Source organism: Ensifer sp. 4252, from assembly GCF_050434565.1.
Taxonomy (GTDB): Bacteria; Pseudomonadota; Alphaproteobacteria; order Rhizobiales; family Rhizobiaceae; genus Ensifer.
The window spans coordinates 64,769-89,846 of the sequence record NZ_JBNDIU010000009.1 but is presented as its reverse complement, the minus strand read 5'-3'; the positions used below and the strand labels follow the sequence as shown (position 1 = coordinate 89,846).

General features: G+C 57.6%; 20 protein-coding genes and 2 pseudogenes. 13 read left to right on the top strand and 9 right to left on the bottom strand.

Going from position 1 to position 25,078, the window contains the following annotated elements; translation table 11 throughout:
• Positions 1-3: 3 nt before the first annotated feature.
• From ABIE33_RS18270 to ABIE33_RS18255, 4 genes are read left to right on the top strand one after another with little or no spacing between them, the layout of a single operon-like run.
• Positions 4-954, top strand: coding sequence for an ABC transporter permease (locus ABIE33_RS18270; protein ID WP_429127656.1), 951 nt, complete (start codon positions 4-6; stop codon positions 952-954).
• Positions 951-1,766 (top strand): ABC transporter permease, encoded by an 816-nt coding sequence (locus ABIE33_RS18265; RefSeq protein ID WP_429127654.1) that lies wholly within the window; start codon positions 951-953, stop codon positions 1,764-1,766. Before ABIE33_RS18270 ends, ABIE33_RS18265 begins: the two co-directional genes overlap by 4 nt.
• Positions 1,767-1,768: 2 nt before the next feature.
• On the top strand, positions 1,769-3,370 hold the full coding sequence (locus ABIE33_RS18260) for an ABC transporter ATP-binding protein (protein WP_429127651.1): 1,602 nt from the start codon (positions 1,769-1,771) through the stop codon (positions 3,368-3,370).
• Between the two features lie 54 nt (positions 3,371-3,424).
• Complete coding sequence (locus tag ABIE33_RS18255) at positions 3,425-3,772, top strand: hypothetical protein (protein WP_429127649.1); 348 nt, start codon at positions 3,425-3,427, stop codon at positions 3,770-3,772.
• Positions 3,773-3,941: 169 nt separating this feature from the next.
• Here the strand turns inward: ABIE33_RS18255 and ABIE33_RS18250 are convergent, their stop codons facing one another.
• Positions 3,942-4,847, bottom strand: a complete 906-nt coding sequence (locus ABIE33_RS18250; RefSeq protein WP_429127646.1) for an alpha/beta fold hydrolase — start codon at positions 4,845-4,847, stop codon at positions 3,942-3,944.
• A gap of 175 nt (positions 4,848-5,022) precedes the next feature.
• Positions 5,023-6,165, bottom strand: coding sequence for a carbon-nitrogen hydrolase family protein (locus tag ABIE33_RS18245; RefSeq protein ID WP_429127643.1), 1,143 nt, complete (start codon positions 6,163-6,165; stop codon positions 5,023-5,025).
• 306 nt (positions 6,166-6,471) lie between these two features.
• Here ABIE33_RS18245 and ABIE33_RS18240 point away from each other — a divergent pair, with 306 nt between their 5' ends.
• Both ABIE33_RS18240 and ABIE33_RS18235 read left to right on the top strand, forming a co-directional pair.
• Positions 6,472-7,341: a LysR family transcriptional regulator gene (locus tag ABIE33_RS18240; RefSeq protein WP_429127640.1), complete on the top strand. Its 870-nt coding sequence runs from the start codon at positions 6,472-6,474 to the stop codon at positions 7,339-7,341.
• A gap of 307 nt (positions 7,342-7,648) precedes the next feature.
• On the top strand, positions 7,649-8,575 hold the full coding sequence (locus ABIE33_RS18235; RefSeq protein ID WP_429127638.1) for a LysR family transcriptional regulator: 927 nt from the start codon (positions 7,649-7,651) through the stop codon (positions 8,573-8,575).
• 122 nt (positions 8,576-8,697) lie between these two features.
• Here ABIE33_RS18235 and ABIE33_RS18230 read toward each other — a convergent pair whose 3' ends face one another.
• On the bottom strand, positions 8,698-9,579 hold the full coding sequence (locus ABIE33_RS18230) for an alpha/beta fold hydrolase (protein ID WP_429127636.1): 882 nt from the start codon (positions 9,577-9,579) through the stop codon (positions 8,698-8,700).
• A gap of 591 nt (positions 9,580-10,170) precedes the next feature.
• Between ABIE33_RS18230 and ABIE33_RS18225 the strand changes: the two genes are divergently transcribed.
• Entirely contained in the window at positions 10,171-11,181 is a 1,011-nt protein-coding gene (locus ABIE33_RS18225; RefSeq protein ID WP_429127633.1) for an enoyl-CoA hydratase/isomerase family protein, read from the top strand.
• A gap of 273 nt (positions 11,182-11,454) precedes the next feature.
• Here the strand turns inward: ABIE33_RS18225 and ABIE33_RS18220 are convergent, their stop codons facing one another.
• Together ABIE33_RS18220 and ABIE33_RS18215 are read right to left on the bottom strand one after the other, a co-directional pair.
• Positions 11,455-12,711, bottom strand: a complete 1,257-nt coding sequence (locus ABIE33_RS18220) for an MFS transporter (protein ID WP_429127631.1) — start codon at positions 12,709-12,711, stop codon at positions 11,455-11,457.
• 446 nt (positions 12,712-13,157) lie between these two features.
• A complete protein-coding gene (locus ABIE33_RS18215) occupies positions 13,158-14,087 on the bottom strand; it encodes a LysR family transcriptional regulator (protein ID WP_429127629.1) in 930 nt (309 codons plus the stop codon).
• 382 nt (positions 14,088-14,469) lie between these two features.
• Between ABIE33_RS18215 and ABIE33_RS18210 the strand changes: the two genes are divergently transcribed.
• From ABIE33_RS18210 to ABIE33_RS18200, 3 genes are all read left to right on the top strand, one after another.
• Positions 14,470-15,060, top strand: a complete 591-nt coding sequence (locus ABIE33_RS18210; protein ID WP_429127626.1) for an NADPH-dependent FMN reductase — start codon at positions 14,470-14,472, stop codon at positions 15,058-15,060.
• Positions 15,061-15,299: 239 nt separating this feature from the next.
• On the top strand, positions 15,300-15,773 hold the full coding sequence (locus ABIE33_RS18205) for a DUF1348 family protein (protein WP_429127624.1): 474 nt from the start codon (positions 15,300-15,302) through the stop codon (positions 15,771-15,773).
• Positions 15,774-15,777: 4 nt separating this feature from the next.
• Positions 15,778-16,368: a TetR/AcrR family transcriptional regulator gene (locus ABIE33_RS18200; protein ID WP_429127622.1), complete on the top strand. Its 591-nt coding sequence runs from the start codon at positions 15,778-15,780 to the stop codon at positions 16,366-16,368.
• Positions 16,369-16,670: 302 nt separating this feature from the next.
• On the opposite strand, the gene ABIE33_RS18195 is transcribed toward ABIE33_RS18200, so the two are convergent.
• Positions 16,671-18,662: a pyridoxamine 5'-phosphate oxidase family protein gene (locus ABIE33_RS18195; RefSeq protein WP_429127620.1), complete on the bottom strand. Its 1,992-nt coding sequence runs from the start codon at positions 18,660-18,662 to the stop codon at positions 16,671-16,673.
• 390 nt (positions 18,663-19,052) lie between these two features.
• On the bottom strand, positions 19,053-19,667 hold the full coding sequence (locus ABIE33_RS18190; RefSeq protein ID WP_429127963.1) for a pyridoxamine 5'-phosphate oxidase family protein: 615 nt from the start codon (positions 19,665-19,667) through the stop codon (positions 19,053-19,055).
• 106 nt (positions 19,668-19,773) lie between these two features.
• On the opposite strand from ABIE33_RS18190, the gene ABIE33_RS18185 reads away from it, so the two are divergent.
• From ABIE33_RS18185 to ABIE33_RS18175, 3 genes and pseudogenes are all read left to right on the top strand, one after another.
• Positions 19,774-20,700, top strand: a complete 927-nt coding sequence (locus ABIE33_RS18185) for a LysR family transcriptional regulator (RefSeq protein ID WP_429127618.1) — start codon at positions 19,774-19,776, stop codon at positions 20,698-20,700.
• A gap of 86 nt (positions 20,701-20,786) precedes the next feature.
• Positions 20,787-21,134: pseudogene (locus ABIE33_RS18180) on the top strand (ABC transporter permease); the annotation flags it as partial.
• Positions 21,134-21,948 (top strand): annotated as a pseudogene (locus tag ABIE33_RS18175) (ABC transporter permease). The pseudogenes ABIE33_RS18180 and ABIE33_RS18175, both read left to right, overlap by 1 nt.
• A gap of 164 nt (positions 21,949-22,112) precedes the next feature.
• Here ABIE33_RS18175 and ABIE33_RS18170 read toward each other — a convergent pair.
• Positions 22,113-23,444, bottom strand: a complete 1,332-nt coding sequence (locus ABIE33_RS18170) for an epoxide hydrolase family protein (RefSeq protein ID WP_429127615.1) — start codon at positions 23,442-23,444, stop codon at positions 22,113-22,115.
• Between the two features lie 265 nt (positions 23,445-23,709).
• Positions 23,710-25,035 (bottom strand): acetamidase/formamidase family protein, encoded by a 1,326-nt coding sequence (locus ABIE33_RS18165; protein WP_429127612.1) that lies wholly within the window; start codon positions 25,033-25,035, stop codon positions 23,710-23,712.
• Positions 25,036-25,078: the final 43 nt, after the last annotated feature.

Below are 25,078 nucleotides of genomic sequence, written 5' to 3'. Positions count from 1 at the left end.
CTCATGCCCCAACTCGCGAGCTATGTCGGAAGGCGTCTGTTATGGACGCTTCCAACACTTCTATTGGTTTCCATCATGGTCTTCGTGATGGTGCGATCGATACCCGGAGATCCGGTGCAGTTAATGCTTGGCGACCAAGCGACCTCCGACGAAGTGCAGCATCTTAAGGTCAGGCTTGGACTGGATAAGCCCGTTCCTGTCCAATTCACGATCTGGTTAAGGCAGGTTCTGCACGGTGATCTGGGCAAATCCATCACTAACGATCGTCCTGTTCTTAGCCTTATGTTGGACCGGTTTCAGGTCACCGCGGTGATCGTGTTCCTCGCCGTCGGATCCGCTACGCTTATCGCTATCCCATCGGGTCTACTTGCAGCCTGGAAGCAGAATGGCCGCGTGGACGTCATTGTTGTCGCGCTTGCCACATTGATGATGTCGGTACCCAGCTTTTGGCTCGGCTTGCTTCTGCTGCTCGTTTTCGGGCTGAAGCTCGGTTGGCTGCCTGTTGTTGGTTTCGTGCCGTTCACGGAGAATTTCTGGTCTGCCATCACCTACATCGTATTGCCTGTTGTGACGCTGGCGCTGATCGAGGTCGGAGTGCTGACGCGAATGGTGCGTGCCAGCGCCATCGAAGTGTTGCGTCTGGAATACGTTACTCACGCCCGCGCAAAAGGCCTGTCCGAATTCAGAGTTCTTATCCGGCACGTAATGCCAAATGCGTTTGCCCCGACCTGGACGATGATCGGGCTCATTCTCGGAGGACTTCTGGGTGGCGCGGCAGTGCTCGAGACAGTCTTCACTTTGCCAGGACTTGGTCGACTTCTGGTGGATGCGATTTTCGCGCGAGACTACCCGGTCATCCAAGGTTGCCTCCTCTTTACTGCGACGCTTTACGTGCTCGTCAATCTCATCGTTGATCTTTGCTATCCACTCTTCGACCCGCGGGTGACGGCATGAGAAGTATAACCGCTCCGAACTTTATCCTCGGGGGCGCTCTCGTAGCCGGGGTGGCCTGTATGGCCTTCACCGCTTTGATCTGGACGCCCTACAATCCGATGGTTGTTAATCTGCGCGCGCGCACTCAGGCGCCGTCCTTTCAGTACTGGTTGGGGACAGATGAATTCGGTCGCGATGTGTTTTCGCGACTGCTCTATGGTGCATCTCAAAGCTTAAGCGTGGCACTATTAACTGTACTTGTCGCCGTTATAGTCGGCTCGTTGCTCGGACTAATGTCGGGATATGTCCGGGGCTTCACCGACCGAGTTTTGATGGTGTTCAGCGACGCCGTTCTGGCGTTTCCCGGTACTCTCTTGGCGCTCGGCCTGATGGTCATCATGGGGCCGAATAGGTTCGGGATCATTTTGGCTTTGGGAGTTGCTTACACACCTTCGGTGCTTCGCATCGTGCGCGGGACGGTCTTGTCTGCGCGCGAAAGAGAATATGTCGAAGCGTCACGCGTGGTCGGTAACTCCGAGATTTACACGATGCTTCGCCATGTTCTTCCAAATTGCGTGGCTCCGATCGTCGTGCTTGCGACTTCGATGTTCGGCTGGGTCGTGCTGGCCGAAAGTGGATTGAGTTTCCTCGGTCTAGGTGTACCACCGCCGTCGCCGACATGGGGCAACATGCTATCCGCGGCACGTCCTCATATAGAGAGCGCGCCATGGCTCGGGATTGCCCCCGGCCTCTGCATTTCATTGACTTTGCTCGGTATTAACCTACTCGGCGACGCGTTGCGCGACCGATTGGACCCGAGGATGGAGCGTTGATCATGTCCACGAGAAAACAATTATTGTCGGTCCGGAATCTCGGGCTCAGCGTCGCACCGGGTGTCGACATTCTGAAGGACGTCTCATTTGACGTTAAGGCCGGCGAAATCGTTGCCTTGGTTGGGGAGAGCGGTAGCGGCAAGACGATGGCGGCCAAGGCCTGCCTGCAGCTACTGCCCGAGGGTATCCGCGCGTCAGCGGGACATATCCATTTTGACGGAAAGGACATCCTTTCCCTCAGCGGGAGCGAGATGAGAAAAATAAGGGGCGCGCAGATCGGAATGATTTTCCAGGAGCCGATGGTTTCGCTTAACCCAAACATGTCAATTGGAGATCAGCTGGCCGAAGGACTTATCCTGCACGAAAAAGTAAGTGTCGCCGAAGCTCGGAGCCGCGCGGTTGAGATGCTAAGACGGGTCCAGATCAAGGATCCGGAATCATGTCTAGCGGCATTCCCGCATCAATTCTCAGGCGGCATGAGACAGCGGATCATGATCGCGTCAGTAATGCTGCTCAAGCCGAAACTGGTTATCGCGGACGAACCGACCACCGCACTCGACACTCTCACTCAACGTGAGGTGCTTGACGTAATGGTTGACCTCACCCGCAGTCAAGGCACGGCGGTTCTTCTCATCACCCACAATCTGGGGCTGGTGGCGAAATACGCCCAACGGATGGTCGTACTTGAGCGTGGACGCCTGGTCGAAACCGGTCCGGTCGATCAAGTGCTTCGCCGGCCGAGTGAAAACTACACCAGGAGCTTGATCGAAGCATTACCGAAGCGTCATAAGCGCGGTCTAACCTTAAGCGGGACTGAGCCTTTGATCGAAGCCAGAGACCTTGCGGTCACGTTCGCGGGCCCGGGTAACATGTTCTCGCGATCTGAAATGAAAAAGGCTGTGAAGGGCGTTTCTCTGATGGTCCGTCCTGGCGAAGCTGTCGCGATCGTCGGTGGATCCGGATCTGGCAAAACTACCCTTGGTCGAGCACTAATCGGTTTGATCCCCCATTCCGAAGGTGAGGTGGCTTTCCGCGGCGTGTCGATGAAGAACGCAGATCGACGGCACCAGCGGGATTTTCGCCTGTCTTGCCAGCTCGTTTTTCAGGATCCCTATTCTTCGCTTAATCCTCGACAGAAAGTCTCAAGCATCGTTGCCGAACCTCTCCGGCACGAGCGGGGACTTACCCGTGCGCAGACTGAAAAACGGGTGCGTGATACTTTGGAAGAGGTAGGGTTAGGCAATCATGGGGATCGCTTCCCTCACGCCTTGTCGGGTGGTCAGCGTCAACGCGTGGCAATTGCTCGGGCGGTAATTCGTAATCCCGCGTTTGTGGTAGCCGACGAACCCGTCTCTGCGCTGGACATGACAATCCAGCGTCAAGTTTTGGATCTGTTTCGGCGGCTACAGGCGCGCCATGGATTCGCGTGCGTCTTCATTTCACACGATCTCGCGGCAGTTTCCAGCGTGGCCGATCGAATAGTTGTTATGAAGGATGGCCTCATCGTAGAAGAAGGTACTGTAGACGACATCCTGGATCGCCCTATGCATCCTTACACCAGAGCGCTCCTGGACGCCTCCCCGACTTTAGAAATCGCCGCCTAGGGAAGGCAAACGCACAATAGGCGGGCAGAACGCCGTCAAGAGGCCGTCTCGACCATGGGCGTCGAACCCCAGGTGTGCTGGGCAGATGCGTTCAAGCGATTTCCGCCGCAGGAAGCCGGCTGCCCCCTATCCGCGGCCGGAATTGAGAATTGTGAACCGATGAGTGGTCACTTAGCGAAGATTTCACAAACTAAAGAAGCCAGACTAGGCCGCCAGGCGGAAAATCTGCTGGTGTCCGAAGAAAGAGCGTGTCGTTCGATTGGTGAATGTGCACCCAGCCTGCGTCTCCAAGCGCTTGATCTGGGAAACCGCCACGCTCGAAATGGAGATGAAGGCTATGAGAAGTTCTTGAACATAGGCGCTTCCACGGCAATCAAGAAATTCGGGGGTCGAGCCTATTAAAAATCACCGATGTCAATTGACCCTGGTGTCTGCACAAGGATCAGCAGAAAAGCGTGAGACGCTGCATCGGAAAAGAGGCCGCGTTTTCGTCCGGTGTGATCTTCGCGAGCCGGCAGGTCGCTATTGTTCAGCGGCCTGCCGCCCCGGTACGCGCGAAAACCTCAAGCCATCAAAGAAACGCCTGCAACTCGTCCAACAGCAGTTTGGGCACCTCTTCAGCGAGAAAATGCCCACACGGCAGCGCGCGCCCGCGTACGTTTGTTGCTCGTCGCTGCCAAACATCGACTACGTCGAATGAGTTACCGACCACACCTCTCTCGCCCCAGAGAACCAGCAGCGGCTGCCCGAGACGTCGATCTGCGTCAGCCGCGTCATGTTCCAGATCGATACCGGCCGCCGCTCGGTAATCCTCGCAGGCTGAGTGTACGGCTTCAGGGTTGGAAAAAGCCGCGACATACTCAGCCAACACCTCGTCCGGAAACGAATCCGGTGTCTTACACCAGGCGTTCAGCGTCTTTTGGAGATAATAGCCGGGGTCGGAGTTGATCAATTTCTCCGGGAGATCGTACGGCTGAATCAAAAAGAACCAGTGATAGTACGCGGTAGCAAACGCTTTGTCTGTGGCCTGGTACATCGTATCAGTCGGAGCGATATCCAGTAGCACCAGCTTTTCAACCGCCTCAGGATGGTCGAGAGCCAATCTATGCGCTACCCGAGCACCGCGATCGTGAGCGACAACGCTAAACCGATCGAAGCCAAGCTCCCGCATGACCTCGAACTGATCCTGCGCCATAGCGCGTTTGGAGAAGTTGATATGCGCTTCACCACCTTCCGGCTTTTGAGATCTGCCGTACCCACGCAGATCGGTTGCCACGACCGTGAACCGTCTTGCCAATGCAGGTGCTATCTTGTGCCACATCACATGTGTCTGGGGATAACCGTGGAGCAGGAGTAGCGGTGGCCCGCTCCCGGCGACCCATGCCTGGATCGTGACTCCCGATGTTGGGACTGTCAGTTCTTCGAAGCCTTGCATTATTGGCACGAAAAATCTCTCAGCTTTTTCGGGCTCGCTCATATCCATCCTCGATGCTTGGCCTGTTCATCGGCGTGACCTGCCCTAAGGAAAGGTGCCGGCCACCCCCGCCCCTCGCAACATGGACCAGCGTCGCAAGTGGGTAGATGTGGCCGGCTCTCGGCGCCGCTAGATCCGGGCCAGATCGGGGCGTGACGGCGGCGCCGAGGAGATCACCCTATTCGACCTCTTCGCCCAGCTTTGCCAGAGCGGGAGTGAGTCGGGTTTTTTCTTTCGGCAAGGGGATAGCTTCGATCTGACTGCGGACCGAAAGCTCCCGCTTGGCTTTTTCGTTCGCCAGTTGGCGCACGCGATATGCCTCAACCCTTGACAGTGTGCTGACGTCAGCGCGCCCGTCAGTACCGATGTAACGCACAGGCGCATGGTTGCGAGGATCGTACGTCACCGACAGCACATCGGGTCGTGCATAATGTCCGGTCGGGTCGGCCCCGGCCTTTGCATACAGAATATTGCTGAGGTCGATCTCAGCGTAGAGAATGCCCTCCTCGTCTTCCGCAAGCGGCTTTGCAAGCTCTGCGCCGTCGGGTCCGTAGATTCGTGCCCAGCCCCCACCGATCGGTAGGAGAGCACGCTGTTCATCCGTCTCGCAGAAGAATTCGATCGCACTTTTTCCAACGACTTGCGTCGAGCCAAGCACAAACGTCTGCCCCTCAATCGCATAGGACCTTGTCACCGTGGCGCTCGCCTCGACGCTCAATTGAAAGATGTCAGGCTGGAATGCGAACATGGCGGGCCATGAAGCAATGTGCACTTGCTCTCCCAGACTATACATCATGTACTTGCTTAGCGGCTGGAAATGCTCCCAGCAGTTAAGTGCGCCAACACGTGCGAAGGAAAAATCGTGGGTGAGAAAATCGGTTCCGTTGCCCTCACCGTAGATTGTACGCTCGACATGCGTCGGTTTCAGTTTACGGCGATTGGCAACGATATCGCCGTTTTCATCAATAAAGACCTGGCTCAGATAGCGGCTGCCACCATCTCGCTCGGAATAGCCCATGATGATGGAGATCTTGTTGCGGCGGGCAGCGAGCTGGAGGCGCTGCATTCGCTCATCACCAAGTTCGAGCGAATTTTCGTGATACTTCTGCAGGAACTTGAAGCCCCATTTTTGGTCCCCAATCCATGCCCAATACGGATATCCTGGGATGAACACTTCGGGGAACGCGATGATGTTCGCATCGTTGCGTGCCGCCTCTTCGATCAGCGCGATGGACTTGTCGATCGTTGCGTCGGCATCGAGCCATACTGGCTCCGCCTGAACGGTCGCAGCGCGAAACTTTCCTGTATATGAGATTGTCATTATTTCCTCCTCAGGGCGATTCAATCAGGTTCGTCGTTTAAAAATTCCGCCCATGACGAGCGGTGAGCCTTCCTACCTCCAATCGGTTGTTACGTTTTTCCGGGCCCCACCGATCCAACAGTCGGGGTCCCGAATAGCCCTGCGCAAGAACGGAAACCGCCGATACTGAAGCCGCGCTTAGCTCCTTCGCAGCCCTTGCCTAAACAGAACGTGAATAATAATATGCAATTCATCGCGAATGATGAAGACCCAACTCGCGAAGAGTTGCTTCTCATTATTCACAATTTGTGATGAATGGAGAGCGACATGCTTAACCTGACACTCCTGCGGACATTCCTGGAAATCGTGGAGAATTCCAGTTTCGCGGTTGCCGCTGACGTCCTGTCGCTGACGCCTTCAGCGGTAAGCGGTCATGTGCGTAGGCTCGAAGAACTCGTTGGAAAGCCGTTGCTCGCACGCACGACACGAACCGTTCGACCGACACCAGAAGGAGAAGTGCTCTATAGTTATACGCGCGAGCTTCTACGATTGGAGCAGGAGGCTCGAGCGAAGATAACCGGCAAATACAAGGCCGCGCGCTTGCGCGTGGGCGCATCCGAGGATTTTGCCAGCACGTGGCTACCTCACGTTTTGCGCGCTTTTCGAAGTTCCAACCCTGGGCTGGCGCTTGAGCTGAAAGTCGGCATGACTGTTAAGTTGTTGAATGACTATTCTCAGCGACGACTGGATATCGTGATCGGCAAGCAGTGGCGCCCAATTGAGGGGGGCGAGTTGCTATGGCAGGAAAATGTCGTGTGGGCTGGATGCGATGACTTTGATATCGCAGAGTCCGATCTGGTGCCCCTCGTCGCGTTTCCAAAACCCTGTGTGCTAAGAGAGTCGGCCACAGAAGCTCTGGCGGACGTAGGCCGTGGCGCCCGATTGGTCTTTGAAAGTCCCAGCTTCGCCGGGTGTCTCAGCGCGGCGCTCGCCGGGTTCGGCCTTACGCCGATAGCTCGAAGTCAACTCAAGCCGGGCTTAAAGGTTTTTGGTGAGGCGCATGGTTTGCCAACTATCCCAAACATGCAGTATCTCTGCTTTTACGATACCCAAAACACGCTCGCCCGGGATTTGATCGCGGCCGTTCGAGAAACGGGCGTCAGAACTCGTTTCGCCTATGATCCGCCATTCGCGTGACCTGTCATCTGCAGATAAACATCGCGCCTGCCATTTTCGACGCGCGCCGCCCAGGGACCGCACATACTACAGCGCTCGAATGGAACTGGAACGGAAAGTCGACGCCTTTGGGCGAGCGTCTCCGGCCGAGCCAAAGGTTGGTGTTGAACCGATCGCACACCTGGAAGAAGAATGATTGCCGGTTCTGACCTCAGGTCGGGAGCAAGCTAATACGGCGAACGGCAGAATGCCTACAGCACATCGAGTACCTCGGTTCAACCAAAGAGGCGCCGCGACAGCAATTCCGGTTTTAGTGAAAAGGAAGAACATGGACCGTATAGATGCGATGAGAGTATTTGTTTGCACTCTTGACGAGGGCAGCCTCGCTGCGGCTGGGCGCAAATTGAATCGCTCCCCGGCCGCGGTGACAAGGGCCATCAGCTTTCTTGAAGCACACGTAGGCGTCCAGTTGCTTCATCGCACGACCAGAACTATCCGACTAAGCGAAGCGGGAGAAAGATATGCGTCGGCCTGCCGCCGGGTGCTTGTCGACCTTGACGAGGCGGACCTCCTGGCCGCCGGTGAAACGAAGACGCCTAGGGGAACGCTGACGGTGACCGCCCCGCTGGTGAGCGGTGTTTCGATCCTGCGGCCTATACTTGATGCCTATCTCCGTGAACATCCGGAGGTCAATGTAAAGCTCCTGCTCCTGGATCGCACTGTCAGCCTGGTCGATGAAGGAATAGATCTAGGGCTTCGCATCGCACACTTGTCGGACTCGAACATGATTGGAATTCGGGTAGGAGAAGTGCGGCGCGTGTTGTGCGCAGCCCCTTCCTATCTCAATAGCGCTGCCGCAATCGACTCCCCATCTGATCTTACCGATCACCACTGCATCGCTCTTGCCCAGTTCGGCCAAGAGAGTTGGACGTTTCCTTCCCGAGACACCGGCGGTGCTCAGCGCCTGGTGCACATAAAGCCAAGACTGACGATTAATGGCGTGGCAGGCGTTGTCGCCTCCGCAATTGAGGGCAACGGGATAACGCGAGTACTCTCTTATCAGATCGCTGAATACGTAAAGAGCGGCGAACTAGAGATTGTTCTTCCCACGGACGAACCACCACCACTTCCCGTACACATCGTCGCCCCGGAAGGTCGCTTATCGGTACCGAAGGTTAGAGCTTTCGTCGATTTCGCCGTACCGAGGCTTCGAAAGGATTTCGCCGATCGACTACGCGCGTGCGCGGGAACCTAAACGACGAACACCGAGCCTCAGCGTCCGTCGCGCTTACACCGCCGGACTCGAGACTCGGAAGCGCAGGAAAAAGATCGCCCACAACCGTGGGCGACAAGTTAGCTCAGCTTACCTTTGCGTTGTTAAAGTGTACGCTCAAGAAAATCCTGGATAAGCGGAATGATTTCGTCCGCGCGGTCTTCCAGCGCGAAGTGTCCGCTGTCAATCAGATGGAGCTCAGCCTTGGGGATGTCCCGCTTGAATGCCTCAGCACCCGGGGCGGGAAAGATGGAGTCGTTCTTGCCCCAGACGATAAGCGTCGGCGGTTGACGATCGCGGAAGAACTGCTGGAACTGCGGATAGAGAGCAACGTTGTTGCGGTAGTCGAAGAAGAGGTCAAGTTGAATTTCGATATTGCCCGGGCGGTCCAGGAACTGCTGATCGTAGAGCCAATTTGCCGGGTCGACGCGTGTCTGATCGCGAACCCCATCAAGGTACTGGAACTTTGTGACATCCAGGGACATGAGCGGACGCAGAGCATCGCGCGTCTCTTGCGAATTGTTTGCCCAGTAGGCCTTGAGCTGATCCCAAAATGGTGAGAGTCCCTCCTCGTAAGCGTTACCATTTTGAACGATCATGCCAGTGATCCGCTCCGGATGGCGAAGGGCAAGGCGGAAGCCCGTCGGAGCGCCGTAGTCCATGACGTAGATCGTATAGGAGTTGATCCCGAGCTTCGTGACGAAATTATCGACGATTTCAGCATAGCGTTCGAAGCTATAGGCGAAGTCTTCCCTGCTGGGCATCGAGCTCAGGCCAAACCCCGGATAGTCGGGAGCCACAACATGGTAGCGGTCGGCTAGCACCGGGATGAGGTTACGGAACATGTGCGAGGAAGTCGGGAACCCGTGAAGCAACAGTACCGTTGGCGCATCAGTTCGACCAGCTTCGCGATAAAAGATCTCCAGGCCATCGATTTCAATAGTCCTGTGATGAATGGTCGGAAAGGTGTACTTAGCGGTCGTCATTTCGGTCTCCTGTCATTGACTTTCAGAGCTTCGATTGGCTGGTGGTTACATAAAATACTTCGCATTCTGACAGTATTGCCTTTGTGCGAAAATCAGCCTTACAAGTCCTGGAACAATCCAATGCGGTCTTTCGTGTCGCTTGACAGTTTTAGACACTGGCAGTTGCGGAGATTACTATCAGTAATTACTTCACAACCGCCCATTTTTACCTACCGCCGGTTGATCGAAATCTCGCGCAACGGTGGCATTTCATAGGGAACCTCCGCAGGCACGATAGCGCGATTATCATAGGCGCAGCTACCTCCTCGATTTTGAGGTCAGCTGGAAGACCGATGGGCAGATACCCGTGGATGTGCGCCTATGTCTTCGCTGACCGTTCGAAGCTGTCCTAGCTTCGCAGAGAGAATTCTAGGTTCTGCGATCACAGGTAACGAATTTCCATTCGATGGAAGTGCCTATTCTCCCGCTTACAGGGAGGCTCTCCTCCGCCCGACGAGCGTTAATCTACCGACGAATGTGCCTTACCTGAAGGAGGTGAGGCCATGCCCTCCGCAGCGCCACTTGCTGCGTAACCAACCATTGAGGCTTACAATGAGAAATCACGAGGCTGCCCAATCCACCCAACCAATTTACCGAGTTGGTCGCATCGCGAGCTATTTTGCCACCCTTTTCATAGCGAGCGCTATCGTGACGGCGGCGCCAGCTTTGGCCGGCGTCAAGGGCGCAACGCACGGAGGCAAAAGTGCAGCTGCCAACGAAGCCAAGCGATCGCAGTCCATTCATAAGGAAGTTTTCCTGGAGCGTAAAACACCCGCCTACTGGCGTGTGACCCTTCACAATCCCCCCTTCAACATCTTCGGCCCCGAGACAATCCCCCAACTCAACGAGGTCATCACAGCGATCGAGACTGACCCCGATGTTAAAGTCGTTGTATTCGACAGCGACGTCCCGGGCTTCTTTCTGACGCACTATGATTTCGTTCCGCCGCTGGCTCAATCGACAAGCCTCCAATCAGGAACCACCGGCTTGCATCCCCTGCCCGACATGCTCGTTCGCCTCAGCCGCGCGCCGGTAGTCTCAATCACGGAAATTCGGGGCCGTGCGACCGGGGTTGGCAGCGAATTGGCACTTGCAAGCGACATGCGTTTTGCCAGCAGAGAAAAAGCTGTCTTGTCGCAATGGGAGGTCGGAGCCGCACTCGTTCCTGGCGGTGGACCGATGGCGAGGCTTCCGAGGTTGATTGGGCGAGGACGGGCGCTTGAAGTGCTCCTCGGAGCTGACGACGTTAATGGGGAACTCGCTGAACGCTACGGCTACGTCAACCGTTCCCTTCCTGATGAGGAGCTCAACGGATTTGTCGATGCGCTCGCCACCCGGATCGCTACGTTTGACAAGCAGGCCATTGCCGATACGAAGAGGTTGGTAGACTTTTCAAGCCTGCCCTCGGATGCGGAAATCGGTGCGGGTTGGGATGCGTTTGTAACGTCCGTGCAACGTCCGCAAGCCCAGACGAAGATCAAGCGCTTGATGGAACTCGGACTGCAGACGAACGCTGACGTCGAAACCAGACTGGGCGACTACACGGCAACCCTCGGCCACTGAGTTCATGGGAGATTAAACGGAGGTCAGGCGCTTCGATTGAAAACCGTACTAGGCATGGGACTGACCGCGGGTTCGCGCTCGATCCCATGCCGACATATGTGTCAACCGGCCTCTTGGCACAGACGTCGTCGTTTCAAGACGTCGCCGCCAGCCAGATAAGGCCCTCGTATGCGCGGCGGCAATCAAGGTGAGATTCGTATTGTCTCAACCTGATCGTCGCGCAATACCGTCGTACGCATTTTCGCGAACACCGAACAACGCGATCATAGACAGTCAACCTTGCTCTGTCGCCATGACCTTGTTGGCGACTCGCTGGCTATCCGATAGGCCAACTACGAGAATTGCGGCGATCAGGGCTAACCCGGTCGAAATGGGCCAAAGCAAACTGTAGTCGCCGCTCCAATCGTACAAAGCTCCCCCGGTCCACGCGCCTGCTGCCGCGCCAATCGCATGTCCCGCTGACAAGATGCCCATTGATAGACCCAACACCTCCGTACCCATGCGGCTGGCAAGGTAACTCGAGGTTACAGGCACGGTTGAATAATCGAACAGGCCGAAGAGGACCGCGAAGACGATAAGCAGCGGATAGTTGTCCGCAACAAAGATCAAAAGTATGAAGGCCAACGCCCGAGCGATGTAAATAAATGCGAGTAGCGCCGGTCTGTGGCATCGGTCGGACAACCATCCTGCCGCAATCATACCGACAAGGTTAAGCGCTGAAAGGACCCCGTAGGAGGTGGCGCTTGGCAATGCTCCATAACCACAGAGCGTGGCATAGGGCATGAGATGCGTTTCAATGACGCCGCTCGTGGTAAAGCCGCAGATCGTGTAGCTCCAAAGCATAGCGTGGAACGCAGGGCTTTTAGCCAGCGCGCTCAGACCGTGGCGCTCGGAGTGCCTGTCGCCCCGGGCGACTAGGACCGGCGCGGTGTGCCCGGCTTGCCTACCCAAGGAGATCCATGTCACGGGAATAAGCAGGAGACACGCCGCTCCGAGCAACATAAAGGCGCTCCGCCATTCGCCGGTTTGCATCATAATCGCGAGCACCGGCATGAGAAAGAGTTGCCCTGCGGTTGAACCTGCCGTCCCGATGCCGATTGCGAGCCCTCGATTTTGAACGGCACGTTGGGCGATCGCCGCCGCGACGGTGTGCTGGGCAATCACCCCGAAGCCAATCGCACCGACACCGGCGAAGCCTACCGGCAACAACCACGCAGCCACCTCCGTGTGAGCAACCGCCGCCATAATCACGCCCAAACCAATGGCACCCAGTCCAAAGACTAAAAGCGTGCGAGGGCCGCGTCTGTCAGCCAGCCGACCGGCGAAGGGGGCGACCACCGCCATGACAAGGAGAGCGCTTGCGGCGATGCTGGAAATGAAGCTCCGCGACCAGCCGAACTCGGTCTGCCACAAGGGCATGGCGAGCGACAGCGACCCTCGCACCGTGTAGGCCAGCGCCAAGGTGACAAAACCGATAGCGACTGCGCTCCAGGTGCTAAAGTCGGCTGGCGATGAGCGCCTGCTGCTCATGAATATCTCCTGGTTTCAACATTGGGGGTCCGGCTGCAAGTGCATCCCAGGGGATTTTTCGCGTGAGCCTTTCCCGACGCCATTGGAGAAATTTCCTCTCGAGCGGCGATCGCGTCCTCGCTCGAAGCACACCGGCACTATTGATAGTGGAAGACGTTTACTCGCATTCCATACGCACTTGAATTGCCACCGCGCGGTACACAGTTCTTCGTGTCGCGGTACAATCGGATTGACGGAGGTTGCGTTATTTGCGTTAGCGAAGGGAGACCCTTCGGGTCGGCTCGATGTATGAGCGCTGCAGCCCGGATGCCGGCCTCGGAACGAGACATTATGACTTTTTGAGCGCCTTCAGAAAAGCAAACCCGCAGGGACCACCCGCATGTTGATGATGTCTGCGCCGAAAAAAGGCGCCAGAAGGCACTTCGATGGCTTGAAGTCGACCAGTTCTACCGAGCAGCTGAATCCGATAAACTTGGAGCCCACGTGGACTCCTGCCCGAACCGCTCGATGACCGAAGCCACAAATGCCCCTACCGCCGGCGTGACCTGACGGTGGCTCGGAAAAACCACACACATCATCTGATCGCGGCGCCTGTACCGCGGCAACACGGGTGCGAGCCTCCCTGCCGCCACGTCAGCGTTGGCGATTGCGCCGGGCAGCAAGGCAATGCCGAGGCCAGCGACGGCAGCCAGATGAAGGGCCCGAGTTGTAGTGGCAGCAAAAGGCCCTGCGACCTCCACCTGTTCCTCAGTGTTATCCGCACCCTGGAGCCGCCAAACGGCGCGGCCGGACGAATATGGCATCGTCAAGCAACGATGATCAACGAGATCTTTCAGGTTGCTGGGAACACCGTGGCGGCTGAGATAATCGGGGCTTGCAAACAGGCCCATAGATGCGATCGGCATCTGGTGGGCAATGTAGCCGGATCCCCCCGAGGCTCCACCACGAAACGCGACATCGATGCGATCTGCAATCAGGTCCGCCATCGCGTCGCTAAGCAGGAACTCGAACCGGACCGCCGGATACTTATCAAGAAACGCAGACACGAGTTGCGGAGTGAAGAAGTCCAGGAAATCTGCCGGGGCGGCAACACGCACAAGACCGCTCGGCACCTTGCTTCCTGCGGTAAGATCCTGGCTTGCCTGTCGTAACCCATCGATTGAGGCTGCGCAGCGATCGTGAAACTCCCGGCCCGCGTCCGTGAGCGTCAGCTTGCGGGTCGTTCGTTGCAGCAAACGTGCGCCGAGCTGCTCCTCCAGTCCCTGAATGCGGCGGCTGACCGTGTTGGGCGGCATACCGAGCCTTCGACCAACCTCAGAGAAGCTGCCGCAGCGAATGACCTGCACGAACAGGGCAATGTCGTTGAAATCAACCATGGCGATTTATTACTTCGTTTTTTGGACAGCTACAATCTGACCTTCCCATCTAATGGAAGAATTAGATCTGCGCTATCTCGAGTAGGCAAGCCAAGAGATCGCGCTGTGGTCAACATATCTTTCTTCCTCGTTGGGCGTTCTGCTCTCGCCCCTATGCCCCCGGAGTCGGAATTGCTCAGTGCCCGTGGGATCGGTCCTCAGGGCGCTGGTCTATTCGCTGCCTTACGGCGGTCACCACAACGTCGCCGGGTGTCGTAGCGCTGAGCCATGTCCAGCTCTCGCGACCGTGCCATCACGAACGATGAAATGACGGCTACCTTGAAAACACCCCCAGCACCGGATCTCTGCCCTTGTCAGTCCCTATCAGAAAATTGGAAAAATCATGAACAATCAGCCCAAGCCACGTATCGGTATTATCCTCGGCTCCACGCGCGAGAGCCGCTTCGCAGACAAACCTGCCAATTGGATCAGCGACCTCGCCAGTAAACACGGCGGTGCCACTTTCGAACTGATTGATCTACGGGAGTATCCGCTCCCGTTCTTCGAAGAGCAGATGTCGTTACTCTATGCGCCGGCGTCAAATCCCATCGCACAGCGCTGGGCGGCCAAACTCGCTACTCTCGACGGTTTCATCGTTGTGACGCCAGAGTACAACCATGGTGCTAGCGCAGTGCTCAAGAACGCGCTCGACTACGCCTACAAGGAGTTCAACCGCAAGCCGATCGCATTCGTAGGCTATGGCGGCGTCGGTGCGGCCCGCTCGATCGAACATCTGCGGATGGTTGCCGTGGAGCTTCAGATGGCACCTATTCGCTTCGCCGTGCATATCGGCATGGTCGAGTTCCTCGGCATCTGGCAACAGGGTAAGACGTTTGACGATTTTCCGCATCTAGGGGAATCGGCGCATGCCATGTTGGAGGACATCTTGTGGTGGACCCATACGCTGAAGACAGCGCGGGAAACCCAAGGTTGACATGGTGAAGAACAGCGGCGGACTGCTGGCCACGCACCGCCGCCATCTTCCTCTCCGCCACTCAAGTCGAGGCAATAAGAGATTGGTTTCAGGCAACGAGAGTTGATTTCGCGCGGCACTGAAAAACTTTTCACACCGGAAGATTGTCCGCTTGACGAACAGCGTGGATGCTCCATATGGGATTGTACCGATCGTAACACAATTTAACGATCGGTACATAAGTTTCGGAGTTCTACATCATGACGGAACAGCGACTACCCTTGCCGCCCTTCACTCGCGAAACCGCAGCGGCGAAGATCCGTGCTGCCGAAGATGGATGGAACAGTTGCGATCCACGCCGCGTGTCCCTTGCCTATACCGTGGACAGCTACTGGCGCAACCGCGCCGAGTTTATCCAGGGACGCGAGCAGATCGTGGCTTTCCTCACAAGGAAGTGGCGAAAGGAACTCGAATATCGGCTGATCAAGGAGCTGTGGGCTCATGATGGCGACCGTATTGCCGTCCGTTTCGCCTACGAACATCGTGACGACTCCGGCAACTGGTACCGCGCCTATGGCAATGAGAACTGGGAGTTTGACGAGCACGGTCTAATGCGTCGCCGCTACGCATGCATCAACGATATGCCGATCAAGGAAACCGAACGCAAGTTCTTCTGGGATAGATCCGGACCACGGCCCGCCGACCACCCGAGCCTTTCTGAACTTGGGCTGTAAACAAATGCCCAAAATGGTTGCGGAGCGCTCAGACGTAATCCCGGCCCTGGCCGAGATTTTTCGCGAATATGGCTTCGAGGGCGCGAGTATCTCGATTATCAACAAAAAGACCGGCCTGGGAAAAGGCAGCCTCTATCACTTCTTCCCGGGCGGGAAAGAAGAAATGGCGGCGGCGGTGCTCCGCGAAATCGACGAGTGGTTTGGAAAGCAAGTGTTCCAACCGCTCAGGAGCGCGGGCGATGCGCGCTCCGCCGTCATTGGGATGTGCGGGTCGATAGCCGCCTATTTCCGCTCTGGCCGACGCGTCTGCCTTGTTGGCGCTTTCGCACTCGACAATGCCCGGGACCGATTCAGCAAACTCGTCATGGACTATTTTTCTGAATGGCGTGCCGCGCTCGCCTCCGCTCTCAGGAGGAGCGGATGCCCCGAAACTGAAGCGCTTGCGCTATCCGAGGAGACAGTCATCGCCATTCAGGGAGCGCTGGTTCTCGCTAGGGCTCTTGATGAACCGGCGTTATTCGAACGAGCCGTCAAGCGCGTTCAGACAAGACTTCTTGCCGCTATCGCTGGATCCGGCCAACACGAAAAAGTCTGACCAGCCTGCGGACAACAGAAGGTCAAAGGAAACAGCGTCCACCCCCATCGCTCACGATTGACGTGGCCAATATTTCCTGAACCGCGCGTCCACGCAAACTTAGCCTCCGCTAGCGTCCGTGGAATAATCTAGACCCATCGCGAGCAGTAGCCCATTCCAACCTGCAGGTGATTAAGCTCCCCCTCAACAGGTTGAACACGGCTGCCCGCCAGCGCCATACATCGCTGATCTGACAAACTGGCGGCGCTACTGTCCGGTAAACCGTCAGCTATCCAAGTGGCGTGCGCAGCCTCTACAACGCTTCAGATCGCGAGACGCAGCTTACCTCCCGTCATCTCGCTGGGCGCGGCACAACAAATGAGCGCCTGACCGTCCGCGACAGGAAACGAGGGAGCGGATAGATAGCTCACGTTTCCTTCCAGTACGGACGTACTGCATGCCCCACAGCTTCCACTCCTACACCCGAATTCAAGATCAAAGCCCGCAAGTTCTGCCAGTTCCAAAAGCGATCCGCTCTCAGGACTCCATGTCAATTGCTTGCCCGATCGCGAAAACACAACGTTCACATCGGACGTGGCGACTGGGTTTTGGGCGGCCTCAGCGGTCATCTCCCGGCGGAGCGAAGATGGACCGAAAGCTTCGGAATGAATGCGGGCATCAGAAACGCCGAGCGAACGAAGCCCGTCATACATGGATTGCATAAAAGGACCAGGTCCGCACAGATAGAACTCGTAAAGGTCGACCGGCAAGGTCGATCGGAGAAGATCGATACTAATCCTACCCTCCACCGTATAATCCACTTCCGCGATCGCGTCGCCTGGGGAACTGAGCACCTGGATTACATGCAACCGACCCTCAGCCTCGGCCATTAGTGACGCGATCTCCGTAGCGAAAGCCCTCTCCCGCTTCGTTCTCGCCGCCTGGAAAAGCCAGACGGATCGCATGCGTCTTGTCCTCTTGGCCTCGTGCATCAAGTGTCGGATCATGGATACCATCGGCGTGACACCGACACCGGCCGCAAGCATGACTACGGGACACTCTTGCGAGGCGTCGATCGTGAACGCGCCTGAAGGCGTTCTCGCTTCGACTAAGGCACCGACCGGGAGTTCATGCAGATGAGACGAAACAAGCCCCGCCTTGTTGACGCTGATCCGATAGTACCCATCGGAGGGCGCGACGGACAGCGTGTACCGCCGGACATGGGCGTGTCCGTCTACGGTCACTCGCAGCGGCAAGTGTTGGCCGGGATCGAAGGATGCCACCCCGCTGCCATCCGCTGGCTCAAGGAGCAGCGACCGGATCGTCTCGCTTTCGGCGCTCACTTCGGCCACGCGAAATGGTCGCCAATCGGGAAGGGCAGCGGCACGGAGCCTCTCCGCAGCCCCGTTCCAGTCGCCGGTAAGCATCGTGTTGGGCGACCATCCCTTCTCATCGAATTTCCAGGACATCGGAAGACCCGACGGACGGAACACAACACGCTCGGGCCTGAACCTCCACAACCGTTCAGCACCCTGGAATGCTGAGATCTCGGGAGATGTCAGAACCACCTGCGTTCGCCCGGTCATTTGAAGCATATCGCCAGTAGCGAAATCAACGAACAGCAAGCCGGCTCGCGGATTCAACAGGAAATTGCCGAGTGTGTTGAAGAACAGATTGCCGGAAAAATCCGGCACGGTCAGAACGCCATCATCTCCAACACGGACAAACCCAGTCTTGCCCCCACGATGAGACACATCTATCTGTCTATCGCCGTCCTTCAGATCAACGTATGAGGCTACAAAGAATGTGTCCGCAGCCGCGATGATGGCTCTTGCCCGCTCAGTAAGCTCATGGCTGTGAACTGGTGGCTCGGACGCAGGCAAATTTGGATCCCGCGTAAATTCGTGCGTTCTATTCTGGATGTATTGCGGGCAGTTACCGAAGCTTTGACGCACTTCAATCGCGAACCTATCCGGCCCCAATCTGCGAACGCGACCGTTCAAGCGATTGCGCCTTCGCGTCTCAAGCTGAATTCCGAGCATCGCGACAGCGTTGCCGTCTTCAAAGCCGATGTCAGCGGGATCGGCGCTTTCCCGCGCAAGTTTGATCTCGAGAATCTCCGTAGTTGGTGAAGTAATGAAACCACGGCCACCCGCGCGGATCGTGGCCCAGGGGTCACCACCGGCATCCACAACACCGAAAACCGTAAAGGGCAACGCCGTAAAGAACTCTCGATGCTGATCCGGCATGTAGGTACGGACATAGTTCCGTCCAGGCCAGTCCATGCTCTCGACCACACCCATACTTTCCTGCATCGCAAGCTCTCCCGGATGCCAAGGAGAATCGGAGGGAGTTTGCCGTATGTCCGCCATTGCAACGTCCTATCGTGCCGAGAAATTGGGACATCACGGCTGAATCGAGCCGAATGCCATGTCAAACGGCTAAGCCGCCTCGGTCCTCGCAACGGCCACGCAACAAGGGCCGAGTGATTTCCGCAGTTGGCTGTTCTACTTCTCCTCGTTTTCGCGCAGTAGGCTATCAATCTGAAAAACGCTCTATCGCAATTCGAAAGAGTGGGCGGAACAGCCGATGATCTTTACTTCGTGACTTTCTCCACGAAAACCTGTCACGAATTTAGCCCTGGGGCGCTGGCCCCAATGTGGTTTAGGACCTCGGCGAACGCCGCCAAGTGGTCGTGCCGTTAGTCAGCCGAGCCTAGCGCGCAACTCGGCGTTTTCCGCTTCGAGTTGAGCCAGACGCTCGCGTAAAGGATGGACGGCCTTCATGACGTCGTCTTGAGTAAACCGGGGAACGATGTGCTGTTGACAGTTCCAGTCAAAGGCCTCAAGCCGCACACGAAAGATGCGCTCGGGTTTGGCCCTGTAAAGACCGTCTATGACCGCATCGGTCAGCGACGGATCATCACCCAGTCCCAGCTTCTCCACATAGGCATAGATTTTGAGGCGTGCCTGTCTTGGATAATCCATCAGGAAGAGGCAAGCGCGGTCGTTAGCAGCAAAATTCCCAGTACTGATATACTGGCGGTTGCCGCGATAATCTGCGAAAGCCAAGGTCTTGTCGTCAATCACCTTGAGAAAACCACGCGGGCCGCCGCGGTGCTGGACATAGGGCCAGCCTGTCTCGGACGTCGAAGCGATGTAGAAGCTGTCGCGCTCAGCGATAAACCCCCTTTCGCTCTCGGTGTATCGGTCGAATTTGCGATTCCCTTTGAAGTCCGACCATATCTCGTCGGAGCCCATTTCGGCCTGCGCCGCCCGAACGCTTGGCGTCAAGGCGATATCCATAAATCCAAACGGCATGGCCGCGCTCCAGCGATCAACTGCGATACCGACAGAATTAGGCATTTCGATTTGCGGGATAATCAGTTATTTTTGGTTATGACCTAACCAAAAAATGGTAAAGTGGATGGATCGTTTCGGTGCCATGTCGATGTTTATCAACGTCAACGATAGCGGCAGCTTTTCGGCTGCGGCGCGGCGGCTTGGCATGCCGCTGACAACAGTTGCGCGAAGAATTTCCGACCTTGAAGCGGCATTGGGCGCAAAACTTCTGGTGCGCACCACGCGCAGGCTCAGCCTGACAGATGCGGGGGTGACATACCTCGCGGCAGCGCGGCGCATTATTGAGCAGGTGGATGAGGCCGAGCGCGAAGTCGCGGGCGAATTCACTGCGCCGAAGGGCGAGCTAGTGATTACCGCGCCCATCCAGTTCGGCCAACTTCACGTCTTGCCGATAGTCGTGGAATTTCTCAGTCTGTTTCCCGACATCGATATCCGCTTGCTGCTGCTCGACCGAAATGTGCAACTTGTCGAGGATCAGGTGGACATGGCGGTGCGTATTGGCAGACTTCCAGATAGCGCGATGATTTCGACGGCAGTGGGTACAATGCGTACGGTCATGTGCGCCAGCCCGGAGCTACTGTCCGTCCACGGCACGCCCAAGACGGCGCAAGAGCTGCGGAAAATGCCATGCGTCGCCTTTGATGGACCCGGCCTCCTTTCCGACTGGCGCTTTACCGACCCGCGCACGAGAATGCCAGTCTTAGTGTCGATTACACCGCGCCTCTCGGTCACGACTGTCGAGGCGGCGGTCCGCGCGGCCCTTTGCCATGTCGGCGTTACGCGGCTATTGCAATATCAGGCGGCAGAAGCCGTAAACTCCGGGCGCCTGCAAATTATACTCGAGCCGTTCGAACCAGAGCCGGCACCGGTAAACGTCGTTCATGCGGCGCGAGGCCAAATACCGTTGAAGATGCGCAGCTTTCTCGACTTCGCTGTGCCCCATCTAAGGCGCCGCCTGCTTGAGCTCTCGGATGCAAAGAGTGAAAGCTAATCACTAAACGCCGCAAATGGAGGCAATTCCACCGGTTGGAACTCCTGCAACCAGATCTCAAACGTTCTTTTCCCCGCTCCTCGGGGATCTACAGCGTCATGAAGACGATACCGTCCGTCTATCTGCGCGCAGCCGCCTCGCTCGGTGCCCCGCCGCTCTCCGCCTTCTTGCGCGTCTACCTGCCGATGAGCATGCCAAGCGTCAGCGCCGGCGGCCTGCTCGTTTTCATCCTGGCGCTTGGCGACTACATCACCCCTGCGGTCGTCGGCGGCCCGCGTGACCAGATGGTCAGCTACTTCATCGCCTACTATGCCAACCAGGTGACCAACTGGGGCATGGCCGCAGCGCTGAGCGCCATCCTACTCATCGCCGTCCTGATCCTCTACGCAATCTACAACCGCCTGATCGGCATCGACCGACTGAGGATTGGCTGATGAGTACGACACATTCTTTCAATCGCCTCGTCACGATCGGTCTCTGGATCGCCGGCGGCGGCACAGCGCTTTTCCTGATGGCGCCGATCCTTGCAATCGTGCCGCTGTCCTTCAATGCAGAGCCATTCTTCACCTATCCGATGCCCGGCCTGTCGCTTCGCTGGTATGGGGAGTTCTTCTCCTCCGATGTCTGGCAGCTGGCGCTCGGCAACAGCATCATCGTCGCGATCTTCGCGACACTGCTTTCGACCGTGCTCGGAACGCTGGCCGCGATCGGCCTCAGCCAGGCCGACTGCCCGGCCCGCGCAACGCTGACTGCGATCCTGATTTCGCGGATGATCGTGCCGGTAGTCGTTGCCGCCGTCGGCATCTACTATGCCTTCGCCGCCGTCGGTCTGCTGAACTCCCTGACGGGCCTGGTGCTTGCCCATACGGTACTGGGTGCCCCCTTCGTCGTCGTCACCGTCACCGCCGCTTCTTCGACCACAATCTCATGCGCGTCGCCTCAAGCCCCGGCGCCACGCCGGTCGAAGCGATCTTGCGCATCATGCTGCCGCTGATCGCCCCCGGCGTTGCCTCCGGCGCCCTCTTCGTCTTCGTCACCTCCTTCGACGAGGTGGTCGTCGCTCTCTTCATCGCGGGCTCCGAGCAACGCACGCTGCCGCGCCAGATGTGGAGTGGCGTGCGCGAGACGCTCAGCCCGACGATCGCCGCCGTCGCCACCCTACTCATCATCTTCTCAACTCTCTTCCTCGCCACCGTCCAGTGGCTGCAGAAGCGGGCAGAGCAGCAGAAGATGCGGCAAGAAGGGTAGACAAGTTCTCCGCCTCCCCGCAGGAGCCCGGGATTGCCGTCCGTGGCAAGATCGCCGGGGGGCAAGGATATCGGCACAAACCAGAACATCATCGATGCTCGCGGTAGAGTGGCCCTCATGCCGGACCGGCGGACTGGGACGCGCTTGCGCACGCCCCCTGCCCATCAGCCCGGTTGACGGAGCGACTTGAACGACGCCCGCAGTTCCTTGACGAAGGCTTCCGGCTGTTCCCAGGCTGCGAAGTGCCCGCCCTTGGCAAGGCGATTGTAGTGGATCAAATTGGGGAATGCTTTTTCCGCCCAGGATCGCGGCGCCTGATACAGCTCGTCCGGAAACGCGCTGACAGCAACCGGAATCGTAATACCCTTAGGAGCGAAGAAGGCGAGCTTGTTTTCCCAATAGAGTCTTGCCGAGGACACGGCGGTATTCGTCAGCCAGTAGAGCGTGACATTGTCGAGCACGTCGTCGCGCGTCAGGCCTTCCCTCTCCCCATCGAAGACGCGGGCGATGAGTTCGTAGCTGCGTGCGTCATGGTCGAGCATCCAGCTGGCGAGGCCAATCGGCGAGTCCTCAATAGCATAGAGCGTCTGCGGACGTTTACTCATTTCCAGGGCGTAGGAGAGCCCGTTCTTGAAGAAGAAGTCGAGCTGATCATAAGCGCGGCGCTCGTCGGCCGAAAGATCCGAGGGCGCGGGGCCGCCGGCGTCCAGAGCCTTCTGGATCTTGGCCGGAACGGTCGCTGGCATGTTAGTATGGATACCAAGCAATCCCTTCGGTGCCTGGACGGCCATTTGCTCGGTGACTGCGTCGCCCCAGTCGCCGCCCTGTGCGACATACTGGGTGTAGCCCAGCCGCTTCATCAGCACGTCCCAAGCGCGCGCGATGCGCACCGGATCCCACCCGATCTCATTGGGCTTTCCGGAGAAACCATGCCCTGGCAGCGACGGGATGACCACATCGAAGGCATCGGCTTCGGTACCACCGTGGGCCGCAGGGTTGGTTAGGGGATCAATGATCTTCAGCTGTTCAATGATCGAACCCGGCCAACCATGGGTAATAATAACAGGCATGGCGTTCTTGTGCTTCGAGCGCACGTGAATGAAATGGATGTCGACGCCGTCGATGTTGGTGACAAACTGCGGCAAGTCATTGAGCTTCGTCTCGACCCGGCGCCAATCATACTTCGTAGCCCAATAGTCGGCCAACTTCTCCATGGTGGCGAGCTGCACGCCTTGGGTACCGTCGCCTACCAGTTCGCGGTTCGGCCACTTGGTGGCTTCGATGCGTTGTTTGAGATCGGCAAGTGCCGCGTCGCTGGCGTGGAACTGGAACGGCCGGATGGACTCGTCCGCGGTCGGCTTGCCTGCGGCAATAGTCTGGGCGGTAGATGGCGATGGGCTGCCGGCATTGGCGGCAATAGGGGGCAGCAGGACCGCGATCGCTCCCGATAGTGCGAAGGTGGCTAAGTTGGCAGTCTGCCAATAGCGTCTGGACATCATTACTCTCCTGATCAAGCGGTGAAACGATGCCAGCGGCATCGACAGCGGCCGTGAACATGTTGGAGCGGTGTATCCCAGATGTGTTCGGGAACTGGCGGCTATGTATCTCAATGTTTTCAAGTCGCACTCGGCGACCGATCGAAACGAACGACTTTGGCAGCAAGCGGGATCTCAAAAAAAAACGGGGCCGACATGGCGTCGACCCCGTTTCTGATTGGTTCTCGTCTTCACGGCATAGCTGAGAGACGCAGCAAAGCGGCCATCAAAGATTATATAAGCTCCGGGCGAAAGCCCCTATACCCTTCGCATCCAACATGCCGAGCGGAACGCGAAATGTTACGCGCGCCACGCCGGGATTGCGACCGATCTCGATCGCGCCGGCAATTGTCGCACGATTCATGACTTCCGGAACGCTGACGCCAAGCAGGTCGGCGGCACGCTCCAGCCCGTTCGTCGTCGCGCTGTTAAGGTTGGCGCCCGTGCCGATAAAGGTAACCGGCGCGTCAACCTCGACGTCGTGCACTCCGTGCTTGCGCGCGAGCTCCGTCACTCGCGCGCGCTCGACATCATCGAGCGGTTTTGCCAGGTATGGTACATCGTCCAGAACCGGTAGCAGGATCGGCCCGTCGATCTTAAGGCCCTTGATGATATGGACCTCCAGCGTAACCGTACCGGAGACATCGCAGGTATGGCCGGCAATCTCCCCATCTCCCTGAAGCGCATGCATGTCGCCGAGGTAAATGCCGCCACCCGGTACCTTGACCGGACAGATAAGGACCGCTCCCTCCCGCACCGTGTTCACATCCATGTGGCCGTCTGTTTTGTGTTCCAAGAGTTCGGCCGCTGTCAGGGAATAGGCATGCGGGGCGTCCTTCAGGAACTCTCCAAAATCGCCGGCGTTGTGCGAGTCCGGCATCGCTTTCGAGGGCGTGGTGCCCAATTGGCCAAGGAATGGCCTGAGGCGTGTTGCCACGCCGACGAGATCGGCTGGCGCGAAAGTCAGGATCGGATGCTGGATCGAGGCATCGGGCAACGCCATCAGACGTTCCGCATCGCTGGCGAAGCCTTCCGCCACGGACTTTCCGACGGTCAGACCCACTTTGCGCTCGTCATCGAATGCGATGGTGTAACCGTTGGTGAAGACGAACGGTGTTGCGTCAGCGCCGCAGTTGTCGCAGCGGATCGCAGTTTGCCCAATGCCCTCGACGCGGGTGCGCGGCCATTCCGCGCCGCATCCTGGGCAGACGGCCGCGCAGAAGGGATCTCCGTTGAAACGGCCCGCCATCACCTCATCGTTGCCGGATGCGGTGGCTGCCGACGTGACCACCAACGAGCGAATGCGGATTGCGATCGCATCGCCGATCTCGGCGCCCGCTACAGCGACCGGTCGCGTCACTTCATGGCCACCACGGATTTCCGGTGTGATCATAGGTCCCCAGCAGCCGGGCGCGGTGTTTGCAATGATAACGCCGCCATCGGCGACGGGACCGAGCATTGGCGCCTCAGGGTCGAGAATCCCATTGGTGAACTCGTTGACGAATACTGTTCGAGCACCAGTTGTCTGCCGCCCTATCGCCTTCTCCAGCATGTCAATTTCCTCCAGGTTGATTAATTTCAGGGGTTCGGCTGCC